Annotated in this window: 14 protein-coding genes; 3 read left to right on the top strand and 11 right to left on the bottom strand. The window is 65.5% G+C overall.

Annotation, left to right across the window (positions count from 1 at the left end; all coding sequences use genetic code 11):
• Positions 1–2 precede the first annotated feature (2 nt).
• A complete protein-coding gene (locus IEX78_RS09730; RefSeq protein ID WP_188828587.1) occupies positions 3–455 on the bottom strand; it encodes a DUF4307 domain-containing protein in 453 nt (150 codons plus the stop codon).
• A gap of 88 nt (positions 456–543) precedes the next feature.
• Here IEX78_RS09730 and mca point away from each other — a divergent pair, with 88 nt between their 5' ends.
• Positions 544–1,404 (top strand): mycothiol conjugate amidase Mca, encoded by an 861-nt coding sequence (gene mca / locus IEX78_RS09725; RefSeq protein ID WP_188829493.1) that lies wholly within the window; start codon positions 544–546, stop codon positions 1,402–1,404.
• Positions 1,401–1,661 carry a hypothetical protein gene (locus IEX78_RS09720; RefSeq protein WP_188828586.1) on the top strand — a complete coding sequence of 87 codons (261 nt, stop codon included), beginning with the start codon at positions 1,401–1,403 and terminating at the stop codon, positions 1,659–1,661. Before mca ends, IEX78_RS09720 begins: the two co-directional genes overlap by 4 nt.
• Here IEX78_RS09720 and IEX78_RS09715 read toward each other — a convergent pair.
• The 7 genes from IEX78_RS09715 to adh all read right to left on the bottom strand — a co-directional run bounded on the left by IEX78_RS09715 (position 1,658) and on the right by adh (position 8,183).
• Positions 1,658–1,843 carry a hypothetical protein gene (locus IEX78_RS09715; protein ID WP_188828585.1) on the bottom strand — a complete coding sequence of 62 codons (186 nt, stop codon included), beginning with the start codon at positions 1,841–1,843 and terminating at the stop codon, positions 1,658–1,660. The genes IEX78_RS09720 and IEX78_RS09715 overlap by 4 nt on opposite strands.
• A 63-nt stretch (positions 1,844–1,906) precedes the next feature.
• Complete coding sequence (locus tag IEX78_RS09710; RefSeq protein WP_188828584.1) at positions 1,907–2,305, bottom strand: NUDIX hydrolase; 399 nt, start codon at positions 2,303–2,305, stop codon at positions 1,907–1,909.
• Positions 2,306–2,387: 82 nt separating this feature from the next.
• Complete coding sequence (gene eutC / locus IEX78_RS09705) at positions 2,388–3,158, bottom strand: ethanolamine ammonia-lyase subunit EutC (RefSeq protein WP_188828583.1); 771 nt, start codon at positions 3,156–3,158, stop codon at positions 2,388–2,390.
• 145 nt (positions 3,159–3,303) lie between these two features.
• The gene (locus IEX78_RS09700; protein WP_188828582.1) at positions 3,304–4,716 is read right to left on the bottom strand and encodes an ethanolamine ammonia-lyase subunit EutB; all 1,413 of its coding nucleotides are present in this window, start codon (positions 4,714–4,716) and stop codon (positions 3,304–3,306) included.
• The gene (gene eat, locus IEX78_RS09695; protein WP_188828581.1) at positions 4,713–6,125 is read right to left on the bottom strand and encodes an ethanolamine permease; all 1,413 of its coding nucleotides are present in this window, start codon (positions 6,123–6,125) and stop codon (positions 4,713–4,715) included. The genes IEX78_RS09700 and eat overlap by 4 nt, the downstream gene beginning before the upstream one ends.
• Positions 6,126–6,273: 148 nt before the next feature.
• A complete protein-coding gene (locus IEX78_RS09690) occupies positions 6,274–6,666 on the bottom strand; it encodes a DUF779 domain-containing protein (protein ID WP_188828580.1) in 393 nt (130 codons plus the stop codon).
• A complete protein-coding gene (gene adh, locus IEX78_RS09685) occupies positions 6,666–8,183 on the bottom strand; it encodes an aldehyde dehydrogenase (protein ID WP_188828579.1) in 1,518 nt (505 codons plus the stop codon). The genes IEX78_RS09690 and adh overlap by 1 nt, the downstream gene beginning before the upstream one ends.
• A 152-nt stretch (positions 8,184–8,335) precedes the next feature.
• Here adh and IEX78_RS09680 point away from each other — a divergent pair, with 152 nt between their 5' ends.
• Entirely contained in the window at positions 8,336–9,178 is an 843-nt protein-coding gene (locus IEX78_RS09680; protein WP_188828578.1) for an alpha/beta fold hydrolase, read from the top strand.
• A gap of 9 nt (positions 9,179–9,187) precedes the next feature.
• On the opposite strand, the gene IEX78_RS09675 is transcribed toward IEX78_RS09680, so the two are convergent.
• From IEX78_RS09675 to IEX78_RS09665, 3 genes are all read right to left on the bottom strand, one after another.
• Positions 9,188–10,108 carry an NADP-dependent oxidoreductase gene (locus IEX78_RS09675; protein ID WP_188828577.1) on the bottom strand — a complete coding sequence of 307 codons (921 nt, stop codon included), beginning with the start codon at positions 10,106–10,108 and terminating at the stop codon, positions 9,188–9,190.
• 94 nt (positions 10,109–10,202) lie between these two features.
• Positions 10,203–11,462: an SGNH/GDSL hydrolase family protein gene (locus IEX78_RS09670; RefSeq protein WP_229683846.1), complete on the bottom strand. Its 1,260-nt coding sequence runs from the start codon at positions 11,460–11,462 to the stop codon at positions 10,203–10,205.
• Between the two features lie 28 nt (positions 11,463–11,490).
• Complete coding sequence (locus IEX78_RS09665) at positions 11,491–12,303, bottom strand: LLM class flavin-dependent oxidoreductase (protein WP_188828576.1); 813 nt, start codon at positions 12,301–12,303, stop codon at positions 11,491–11,493.
• Between the last annotated feature and the right edge of the window lie 76 nt (positions 12,304–12,379).

Genomic DNA, 12,379 nt, shown 5'->3' with positions numbered 1-12,379 from the left:
GGCTAGGCGGGGCTGGTTCGCAGGTAGTCGGGGACGTGTGCGGAGCAGCCGTAGATATCGCCTGCCGCTGGCCTAGACGATGCCTTGACGATGGTGTCTACCTGCACCGTACCCGCGTTGCCGCCGGAGATGAGCACCTCGCGCCTGCCGACTTCGACGGCATCGGCGTCCATCGCGCGAACGAAGCACACAACCGCCTGTTCGGGATGATCGCGCGTGACCTTCATCTTGATGGCGATGGTCGAATCGTCGACGACGGTGTAGCCGAGCTGTTCGGTCTCGATCGACTTCGGCCCGTATTTTTGGTAGCCGAGAAACGCGACACCCGCGCCCGCCGCGAGTACCGCCGCACCGACCAAAACCGCCGTTGTCCGCCGACGCACCGGTGTACGCGTGCCGTATCGGTCGGCGTGTCGCGCTTGGGCGGTGGTTGCGTCCGGTTCGGGGGTGGTCATCGGTGTCTCGCTCACGGGGGTGGTCGGAACAAACTGGGGGTCGGATGGAACTATAGGGAACGTGATGGATGCAAGCGGCCTGCGCCTCATGGCGGTGCACGCCCACCCCGATGACGAGTCGAGCAAGGGCGCGGCCACCATGGCCCGTTACGCCGATGAGGGCGTCGATGTCCTCGTTGTCACGCTGACCGGCGGTGAACGCGGCAGCATTTTGAACCCCGCGATGGACATTCCCGGCATCGCCGACCGGATTCAGGACGTTCGCCGCGAGGAAATGGCCGCCGCCGCAGCAGCGCTCGGGGTGCGTCAGCATTGGCTCGGCTTCATCGACTCGGGCCTGCCCGAAGGCGATCCGCTGCCGCCGCTGCCGGAAGGGTGCTTCGCGCTTGTCCCGCTCGAAGAGGCAGTCGAAGCGCTGGTCAAGGTGATCCGCGAGTTCAAACCGCAGGTCATGACCACCTACGACGAAAACGGTGGCTACCCGCACCCCGACCACATCCGCTGCCACGAGGTGTCGATGGCCGCGTTCGAAGCGGCTGGCGACCCGGACGCGTTCCCCGACGCTGGCCCGCCGTGGACGGTGTCGAAGATTTACTACGACCACGGTTTCTCGCTCAAGCGCCTAGAGACCTTCGCCGACGAATACGCGCGCATCGGCGAACCGTTCCCGCTGCAAGAATGGCTCGACCGGATGCGCGAATACAAGCGCGGCGACGCGTGGCATCGCGTCACCACCCAGGTCGAAGCGTCGAAATATTTCCCCCAGCGTGACGACGCCCTGCGCGCGCACGCCACCCAGATCGATCCCAACGGCGCGTTCTTCGCGATCCCGTTGGAGCTGCAACAACGGCTTTGGCCGACTGAGGAGTTCGAATTGGCTAAGACGCGGGTGTCCACCGCTGTCCCCGAGACCGACCTGTTCGCGGGTATCGAAAGCGATAAGCGGTGATTATCGAACTGCTCGCCCAGACCGGCGGCACGCCCACCGGCCCGGAATTCGGCAAGGCGTCGCCGTTCGGTCTGTTGCTCGTGCTGATCTTGCTCGCGGGCACGGTGCTGCTGGTGATCTCGATGAACAAGCACCTGAAGAACCTGCCCGAATCGTTCGAACCGGCGCATCCGGAAGCGGATCAGGCGGCTGACGAGGGAACTGATCCGGGCGCGGTCACGCTGGACGAGACCGATCCACCAGCGAAGTCGGCTTAACTTCCTACGCGATCGGGTCGCAGCAGGTCGGTGACAAGTTCGCCGACCAGGTCGCGTGCGGCGACCGCGTGTTCGGCGACCGACCGCGACGACCCACTCGCATTGTGTTCGATCACCGAATTCATCAATCCGAACAGCGCGACGAGGGTGCGTACGGCTGCGCGGCGTTCAGCGGAAGTCATTGCGGGTTCGGCGAGTGTCACACCTGCTATGTCGTCGCAGGTGGGTGCGGTGTTTCAGGCGACCTACCAGTCGATCAGGTCGAGTTCGGCGAGTCGTCGGAACACCATCATCGAACCGGGTGCCACGTGGTCCATGGCGGCGTACTCGCTGACGGTGAAATAGCGGAATTCGGCGATTTCGCCCGTGGCTGTCGGTTCACCGGTGAGGTCGGCGCGAAAACAGGTCATGTGCAGGCCGGTGTTTTTGCCGTGGCCGTACGCTTCGGCTTCGAAAATCCCGAATTCGGCGACGTCAGCTAGGCCGACACCGAGTTCTTCCTCGATTTCGCGATGCAATGCCTGCAATGGGGTTTCGCCCGGATCGATCTTGCCGCCAGCCATGTAGAACACGTCTTTGCCTTCTGGGCGGGTCTGAATGAGCCTGCGGTCGCGGATGTGGGCGAGAGCGGCGGTGTGGATCATGGTCTTACTTTAGGGAGCGACGCGCACGTGTTCGCGGTGAAATGCACCGCCGGATTTGTGCGCGTCGTCTCAATTGTCGGCCCTATGGTGGTGCGATTTCGGTTCGCGACGTGTCTTTCAATTCGACGCCCGACCGGCCAAGTGCCCGCGCACCGGCGACGAGACCGGCGACGACTTTCGCCGCATCGGCGTAGCCAAGGCCGCCGGGCGGGCGGATGTTGGAGACGCAGTTGCGGTCGGCGTCGGTGCGGCCGGGGCGCGGGAGGTGGGTCAGATAGATGCCGAGGCTGTCGGCGACCGAGAGGCCGGGGCGTTCGCCGATGATCACGAGCACCGTCTCGACGCCCATCGCGTCGGCGATGTGGTCGCCGAGCGCCACGCGTGCCTGGGTCGCGATGACCGAGGGAGCGAGTGTGAAGGTCGGGGCGAGCGCCGCCGTGAGCGCGTCGAGCAGGTCGGGACCGTGCGTCGCGAGCGCGAACGGGGAGAGTCCGTCGGCGAGCACGAAACCGATGTCGGCGCTTGCCTTCTCGATGCCCGACAGGTCGGCTGGTTCGCGACCGAGGTCGGGGCGGCGCAGGTACTCGGCCCGCGACGTCGCCTTGCTCGTGACCGTGACCGTGACCGGCTTGGCGTAGCCGCGTCGGGTGAGTTCGTCGATCAGTGCGGCGGTGTCGAGGGGCAGATGCACCGCGTCGCGTGCGGCGGCGTGCGCGGCGCGTTGGGCGAGCACCTCGCCGGTCGGCAGCGCGTCGCCGACACGGCCGAGGCCGATGCGGGCCTGGGTGGTGCGGCGCAGGTCCTGCCAGAAGTCGAGCGGCTGGCCCGGCTCGACGGGCTTCGGCTGGGTCATCGCGTCCCTCCTGGCGTACGGGTGTCAAGGATGACTATGGCTGTTGGGCAATCGAATTGGAGCGTGGCGCTGGCTACTCGCCGGACCAACGACGACACGCGTGTGGGGCCACGTGACCCCGACGCGCGCTTGGGCGAGGCGGCGCTCATCGCGGCCCGGCGAGCGCGCGCAACGGGGACTGCGGTGCGGCGACCTGACGCAGCCGACCATCGGACTCAAGCATGCCGAGTCCGTCGAGCCACGCCTCGAACTCGGGTGCTGGCTTGCGTCCCAACAGCTTTCGCGCATACAGGGCGTCGTGGAAGGACAGGCTTTGGTAGCCGAGCATCACGTCGTCTGCACCCGGCACCGTGATCACGAACGCGCATCCGGCGACGCCAAGCAGTGTGAGGAGCGTGTCCATGTCGTCGGCGTCAGCCTCGGCGTGGTTGGTGTAGCACACGTCGACGCCCATCGGCAGGCCGAGCAGCTTCCCGCAGAAGTGGTCTTCGAGGCCAGCGCGAATGATCTGCTTGCCGTCGTAGAGGTATTCGGGGCCGATAAACCCAACGACCGTATTAACCAGCAACGGATTGAATTGCCGCGCAACGGCATACGCGCGCGTTTCGAGCGTCTGTTGGTCGACCGGTTTCCCGCCGACCCCCCAGTGCGCGTTCGCGCTCAACGCCGAGCCCTGTCCGGTTTCGAAGTACATCACGTTGTCGCCGACGGTTCCGCGCTTGAGCGAGCGCCCGGCCTCGTTTCCTTCATTCAGTAGCGAAAGGTTAACGCCGAAGCCAGCATTCGCGGCTTGGGTTCCGGCGATCGACTGGAAAACCAGGTCGACCGGCGCGCCCGCTTCGATCAGTCCGATCGTTGTCGTGATGTGGGACAGCACGCACGACTGTGTCGGAATGTCGAAGCGCACGCGCAGTTCGTCGAGCAGGTGAAGCAGGTCGGCAGTCGCTCGTGGGGAGTCGGTTGCCGGGTTGATGCCGATCACGGCGTCGCCAGCGCCGAGCAGCAGCCCGTCGAGGGTGGCCGCCGCGATGCCGCGCGGGTCGTCGGTTGGGTGGTTCGGTTGCAGGCGCGTGCTCAGTCGACCGGGTAGCCCGATCGTCGTGCGGAATGCGGACGTGACCTCGATCGCGGCGGCGACGGCGATCAGGTCCTGATTGCGCATGATCTTGCTGACCGCGGCGACCATCTCCGGGGTGAGTCCGGGCGCGAGCGCGGCGAAGGTGCCGGCAGCGTCCGGGCCGCTCGCGACGGTGAGTAGCCAGTCGCGGAAGTCGCCGACGGTGAGGCTCGCGACGGGCGCGAACGCGGCAGGATCATGGCTGTCGACAATCAGCCGCGTGACCTCGTCAGATTCGTAGGGCACCACAACTTCGGTGAGAAACCGCGCCAACGGCACCTCGGCGAGCGCCCACTGTGCGGCGGCACGCTCAGCGTCGGTGGCCGCCGCACACCCGGCGAGCTCGTCGCCCGACCGCAGCGGCGTCGCCTTGGCCATCAGCTCGACAAGCCCGTCGAACGTATACGCCGTCGCACCAATAGTGCTGCGATACACCGTCATTCGAGCTCCTTTTCCGCTTTGGCAAGTGCGGCGAACTCCTCATCGGGCGAGTTCGCAACCAAATGCTTGCGACTGTAAAGACCGAAGTAGGCGAGGAAGGCGCAGAACACGCCTAGCGTCCAGAGTGCGGCCTTCGGGTCGACGATGAACGTCGCGACCACCGAAATCGCGGCGATGACCAGCGCGAATCCGGTCGTGACGATGCCGCCGGGCGTGCGGTACGGGCGAGCCATGCCGGGCTCACGCACGCGCAACACGATGTGGCTGACCATCATCAAGACGTAGCTCACTGCCGCGCCGAACACGGCCATGTTCAGCAGCATCGCGCCTTCGCCGGTGAGCGAGAGCCCGAAACCGATCACGCCAGGAACGATCAACGCGAGCATCGGGGCCTTGCGCGAGTTGGTGACCGAAAGGCTCGTCGGCAGGTAGCCCGCGCGCGAGAGGGCGAAGGTCTGGCGCGAGTATGCGTAAACGATGGAGAAGAAGCTCGCGACCAGTCCGGCGAGCCCGATGTAGTTGACGACCTTCGCCGCGCCGCTGTCGCCGAGCGCTTCGACGAGCGGGTTGCCCGACGATGACGCCGCGTCCGCACCAAGCGCGCCGGTGACGAGGAACAGCACAACCGCGCCGGTGACGATCAGCAGCAGCATCGCGACAATGATGCCTTTGGGCACATTCTTCTCGGGCTCGCTCGCTTCCTCGGCGGCGAGCGGCACGCCCTCAACCGCGAGGAAGAACCAGATCGCGAACGGAATCGCAGCCCAAATGCCCAGGTAGCCGAAGGGGAGGAAGCTCGAAGCGCCTGCGGCGTCGGTGGGGGCGATGTTAGTGAGGTTGCTGACGTCGAACTTGCCGAGCGCGGCGACCGCGAAGATGAGCAGGCCGACGAGCGCGATCGCGGTGATTACGAACATCGCCTTGAGTGCTTCGCCCGCGCCCGCGAGGTGTACGCCGATGAACAGCGCGTACACGGCCAGATACACCCACCAGCCGTCGGTGATGCCGAATAGGTTCAGCGATTCGACGTAGGCGCCGATAAACGTGGCGATCGCGGCGGGCGCGATGGCGTATTCGATGAGAATGGCTGTGCCCGTTGCGAATCCACCCAACGGTCCGAGCGCGCGGCGCGCGAAGGTGTAGCCGCCGCCCGCGGTGGGCAATGCCGACGACAGTTCGGCCATGCCGAGCACCATCGCGAGGTACATGGCCGCGACGACGACGCTCGCGATCAGCAGTCCGCCAAACCCGCCTTCGGCAAGACCGAAGTTCCAGCCGGAGAAGTCGCCGGAGATCACGTAGCTCACGCCCAGGCCCGCGAGCAGCACCCAGCCAGCCGACCCGGACCTCAGGGTCCGTTTAGCGAGGTATTCGTCGTTGCCGGGTGGAGGTGATACTTCGGTGCTCATCGCGGTCACTCTTCTCATGGGTCTGGCATTTCCTGATGAAGTGACAATGCGGGTTCACTGTTACGCGCAGGGGTCCGTGAGGTCATGTTCGGTTACATGTCGCACATATTTGTAACGCTGAGTGGATTGGTGCTAAGCACCGGGGAAACTACTGGGCTACCGAGTCGCCCGTGATGGGTGGGTGGGCAGCTAGTTCCTCAACCTCGCGGTCGGTGAATAGGCGTGAGCGGATCAGGAAGCGCACGCCGCGCGGGACTTCCAACGAGAAGCCCCCGCCGCGACCTGCCACCACGTCCACCGTCAGATGCGTGTGTTTCCAGTACTCGAACTGGTCGGCACTCATCCAAAACGGGGTGTCGCCCGACAAGGTGCCAAGCAGCACATCAGCGCGACCAACGCGAAACTCGCCGCGCGAGTAGCACATTGGCGAACTGCCGTCGCAGCACCCGCCGGACTGATGGAACATCACCGGGCCGTGTTGGGCGACCAGCTCGCGCAAGAGCGCTTCGGCGGCCTCGGTGAGTTCGACCCGTTCAACCATCAGAAGAAGCCGAGCTTGTTCGGTGAGTAGCTGACAAGCAGGTTCTTCGTCTGCTGGTAATGCTCAAGCATCATCTTGTGGTTTTCGCGCCCGATGCCCGACTTCTTGTAGCCGCCGAACGCCGCGTGCGCCGGGTAGGCGTGGTAGCAGTTGGTCCACACGCGGCCAGCCTTGATGCCGCGACCGAGGCGGTAGGCGGCGTTGATGTCGCGGGTCCAGACACCAGCGCCGAGGCCGTAGAGCGTGTCGTTGGCGAGTTCGAGTGCCTGGTCAACGGTGTCGAACGTGGTGACCGCGACGACAGGGCCGAAAATCTCTTCCTGGAAAATCCGCATGTCGTTGGTGCCTTGGAAGATCGTCGGCTCGACGTAGTAGCCGTCAGCGAGGTCGTCGACCGCGCGCACGCCGCCGCCCGTAAGTACTTGCGCCCCTTCCTTTTTCCCAATGTCGATGTAGGAAAGGATCTTCTCGAACTGGTCGTTACTGGCCTGCGCGCCGATCATCGTCGCCTCGTCGAGCGGGTTGCCGCTCACGATCGCGCGGGTGCGTTCGAGGCAGCGCGCCATGAATTCGTCGTAGATGTCAGCTTGAATCAGCGCGCGCGACGGACAGGTGCACACCTCGCCCTGGTTGAGCGCGAACATGACAAAGCCTTCAATTGCCTTGTCCAAGAAGTCGTCATCGGCCGCCATCACGTCGGACAGGAAGATGTTGGGGCTCTTGCCGCCCAATTCGAGGGTGACCGGCACGATGTTCTCGCTCGCGTACTGCATGATCAGGCGACCCGTCGTCGTTTCGCCTGTAAACGCCACCTTCGCGACGCGCGGACTCGACGCGAGCGGCTTGCCAGCTTCGGCGCCAAAACCGTTGATCACGTTCAGCACGCCGGGTGGCAGCAGATCCGCGATCAGCTCAATGACTTTCATGATCGACGCGGGCGTCTGCTCGGCGGGCTTGAGCACAACCGCGTTGCCTGCCGCGAGCGCGGGCGCGAGCTTCCACGTTGCCATCAAGATCGGGAAGTTCCACGGAATGATCTGGGCGACAACGCCAAGCGGTTCGTGGAAGTGGTACGCGACGGTGTCACCGTCGAGCTGGCTGATCCCGCCCTCCTGGGCGCGCAGGACACCGGCGAAGTAGCGGAAGTGGTCGATGGCCAGCGGCAGGTCGGCGGCGATCGTTTCGCGTACCGGTTTGCCGTTGTCCCAGGTCTCGGCGACGGCGAGCGGTTCGAGATTGGCTTCGATGCGGTCGGCGATGCGGTTGAGAATGTTGGCACGCTCGGTTGGTGACGTCGCGCCCCACGCGTCGGCGGCGCGGTGGGCGGCGTCGAGCGCCAGTTCCACATCGGCGGCCGTCGAGCGCGCGATCTCGCAGAACACTTGCCCGTCAACCGGCGAGGGGTTGCCGAAATACTGACCCTCCACCGGCGGCACCCATTTGCCGTCGATGAAATTGTCGTATCGCGGTGCGTAACTGACGATGCTGCCCTCGGCACCCGGCTTGGCGTAGATCATGAGTGACTCGCTCCTCGCATCAGCAAATGGTGATACAGGTCACTATCCTCTTTCGCGCGCATGGCCGGTTCGTTTCCGAGAACAAACCGCGCCGACATGATGTTGCGTGCGCGCCAATGGGATCTGCGTCACAGGGGTGCGATCATCAACCGATGTTTACCTTCACCAGCAGTGATGGCACCGTCATCCATGTGCACGAGTGGCTGCCCGCGGGCGAGCCGATTGGCGTTGTTCAGCTCGCGCACGGCATGGGCGAGCACGCGCAGCGCTACGGTCATCTCGCCGCGCGCCTCGCTGAGCTTGGTTACGCCGTCTACGCCGACGACCATCGCGGACACGGCCACAGCATCGTCGGGACGCCGGGTGAGCTTGGCGAAAACGGCTGGAACCTGCTTGTTGAGGACGAGGTTGCCCTCACAAAGCTGTTGCGCGACAAGCACTCTGAGCTGCCGGTCGTGCTGATGGGCCACAGCCTCGGCTCGTTCGCCGTGCAGCAGTATCTGCTCGATCATTCCGACCTCGTTGACGCGGCGGTGCTGTGCGGAACCACCGCTGTCGACCAGCTTTTCGGGCTCATCGCCGCATTCGACGGCGACCTGCTTGACTTCTTCAACGCCCGCTTCCAGCCAACGCGCACTGACGCCGACTGGATCAGCCGCGACGAAGCCCAGGTCGACGCCTACCTAGCCGACCCGTGGTGCGGCTTCGCGATCGACGACGCGAACATGGGCTTGCTCGCGGCAACGGCAGCCGAGCGCTTAGCGAAACCGACGACCGTACGCCACGACCTGCCGCTGTACGTGATGGTCGGCGACCAGTGCGCCCTCAACGACGGGCTGCGATTGTCGGACGAACTGGTCGCTCGCTACCGCGAGGCGGGCCTGACCGACATCACGTACCGCACGTACGAGGGCGCGCGCCACGAGGTCCTCAACGAAACCAACCGCGAGGAAACCGAAACCGACCTGATCGAGTGGATCACGCGCGCTCAGTAGGACCATCGCTCATGGTTTGAGCACGTAGCGGCCGCGCGTCCCGCCTTTCGCCGTTGCCACGTGGGCTTGGGCTGCCTCGGTCAGCGGCAACACCGCATGCACGCGGGCAGGCAGCCGACCGGCTGCCGCCCAGGTGAGCAGCTCGGCGAGCCGCGCGCTGTTCGCTTGCACCATCAGCGTGTTTACCGTGATTCCGCGCTCAGGCTCGGGCGTCAGGTTGGGTCGAACGCCGACGAAGGTTCCGCCGTCGCGTACCGGGGTCAAACTCCACGCCTGCTGCGATGTGGTGTCGACTACGGCATCCCAACCGGACTCGGCTTCGGTGCGGAAGTCGGCACCGAGGCCACGCACGAACGGTTCGTCTTCGGCGCGAGCGAGTCCGGTGACCTGCCAGCCACGGTCGGCTGCCAGCGCAACCACGTTCGCGCCGATCGCGCCGGCGGCACCCGTCACCAGCAGGCGGTTGCCGTCGGCGGGCGCGTCACCGAGCAGATCGACGATCTGTGCCGCGCTCAATCCGCTGAGCGGCACCGTCGACGCCGCGACCAGATCGAGTTCGTCAGGGACAACGGCGACGTCGGCAGCGGGCACGACGAGTTGTTCGGCGTAGGTGCCGAAGTCGCGGTCGAAACCGAGGACCACGCCCGCAACCCGGGTTCCCACAGCCAGTTCAACGCCCGGACCCGCCGCGTCAACGACGCCCGCGAAGTCCCAGCCGATACCGGTGTGCGACGGCTGGTTGATCATGCCCATCTGGTGGAAGAACCCGCTGACTACGCCGAGATCGGTGGGGTTGACCGGCGCGGCGGCGACAGCGACCCGAACCTCGCCGGGCCCGGGCTCGACGACCGGCAGCTCGATGATCTCGATCGAATCGGGTCCGCTCGGGTTACGGACAACTGCCGCGCGGAAAGTGTTGTCGTTACTCATCGTTCGTTCCTCCGTTAGCTTTGCTCTCTGATGTGGTCAACAGTGCGCCCCGAGTTTTGGAACGAACTTGGAGCGGACTTGGAAGGGCCAGGCTCTATTTGACGGCGGCTGCCGCATGCGCCATCGCGGTGTAACCGGCGTCGCTGGGGTGCAGGTGATCGCCGGAGTCGAAGGCTGCCGCCAGTCGTTGCGGGGCGTCCGGATCGGCCAGTGCGGTGTCGAAGTCGATGACCGCGTCATATTCGCCGGAGGTGCGGATCCAGTGATTCACACTTTGGCGCTTGGCTTCGGCCTCGGCCGAGTAGTACGGCGAGCCCTGCATGGGCAGCAGCGTCGCGCCGATCACACGTAGGCCTCGTGAGCGGGCCTGGGCGATGAGGTCGCGGTGGCCAGCGATCAGTTCGTCGGCCGATACGGGAGCGGGCGGCTCGCCGACCTCGGGTGCACCGGCGCTGAGTCCAATGTCGTTGATGCCTTCGAGGATGATGACGGTGGAGATGCCCGGCTGGGTCAGCACGTCCTGAGCGAATCGCCGCCGCGCGCTTTCCCCAAGCCAACTGGAATCAACGTTGACCCGATTGCCACCAATGCCCAGGTTCACCACCGCCCGTGGATTGCCTTGTGCGGCAAGGAGTTCGGCGAGTTCATCAGGAAAGCGGTGGTTGGTGTCGGCGGTCGACCCGACCCCGTCGGTGATCGAGTCGCCGAACGTGACGATTCCAGAGGTTCGCGGCGCCACACCGGCGACTTCGACCCGGGAGAGGTAGTACCAGGCCTGGGTGGTCTCGGTGAAGGCCGCACCATCGGTGTTGTCGCGGTGGTCGCCGACGGCACGGTAGGAGGTTTCGATGGCCTGGGAGTGCTGGGTGGCCGGTCCCGTCGCCTCGGCGATGTGGAGGCTGACGGTCAGCGCATCAAACGGCGCGAGCGGAAACAGGATCGGGTCGGTCAGCAGATCGGTGCCCGGTTGGATGTCAACGGACCCGGCGTTGCCGAAGGTCAACGGACGCAAAGTGTTCGGCACAATCGCGGCGTCGGACGCGCTGCGGGCAATGCTCGCGCCGGTGATCCGCAGCGGTGCGGTGCCATGACGATTGGACAGCTGAATCCGGGCAGCGACACCGCCTTCCGTCACGCGAACCACTTGGCGCAGTGTGTGATTCGAGAAGCCACCGTCTGACCAGTTCGGGGCCGGGAACTTGTCCGCTCGGTATAGCGAGGTCGCCCAGGCGGCGGACCACCCGGGTGGGGCCGGCGGCGTGTCGGCGGTCGCCCCGGTTGTCGGCAGCATGAGCAGGGCAACCAGCGCGAGCGCGGACAACAGGCTGGCAATGGCATGGGTGCGGAAACGCACGGCGGAATCCGTTCTGCGGTAGGTGGTATTAGGCCGCGTAAGCGGTGCGGACTTCGGCGGCGAACGCGTAGTCGCGCTGCCAATCCGGGCCTGTCGGGGCAAGGACAACCCGCTCAACCCCGGCAGCCTCGTACGCGGCTAGCTCATCGGCGGCCAGTCGGGGATCGGTGGACAACGCCGGTGCGACGACGGTGATCGCGGGCGTCGGCCGGTTGTGCTGCTCGGCAAGGTCGCGCAACTCGCCAACCAGGGTGGGCAGCTTGTCGATGCCCGGGTTGATCGGCATCCACGCGTCGCCGTAGGCGGCAGCTCGCCGCCGTGCCCGAGCACTGTTGCCCGCGATCAGAATGGGCGGAACCGGCGCGCCCGGTGTCAGGGCCACTTCAAGGCCATCTTCCAGTGTCGTCGGCTTCCCAGCGACCAGGTCCGGCAAAACGGCTAGCGAGCGATCGGTGCGAGCCCCGCGCTCCGCGAATGGCACGCCCGCGGCCCGCCAGCCGATGTCGCCGTGGGCAGGGTTGCCGGTGCCTACGCCCAGCAGCACTCGCCCGCCCGACAGCTGTTGCAGGGTGCCGATTTCCTTGGCAGCCCACGCGACCGGCCGCAGTGCAAGCAGCATCGCGCCAAATCCGACGCGTAGCTGGTCGGTCACCGCCGCGGCGGTAGCGAGCGCGATCGTGCTGTCGAGCATGGGCTGGCTCGCGATGAGATGGTCGGTGGCCCAAACAGATTCGAGCCCATAGCTTTCGGCTGCCCGTGCGCTCGCCCGCACGTCACCGGCTCCCGACATAGCGACATCCGGCCCGGATGTGGGAAGAAATACGCCGATCTGAACAGTCACCGGTTTGCCTCCGACTTTCTCTAACGATTGATGCAGGACCAACGTTAAGGCGCCCGAGTGAGCGTTCCAATGCGTG

The sequence above is a fragment of the Nocardia camponoti genome (genome assembly GCF_014646135.1).
Classification (GTDB): domain Bacteria; phylum Actinomycetota; class Actinomycetes; order Mycobacteriales; family Mycobacteriaceae; genus Nocardia; species Nocardia camponoti.
Note: the sequence above shows the minus strand (reverse complement) of the source record. Positions and strands in the feature narration are given on the sequence as shown.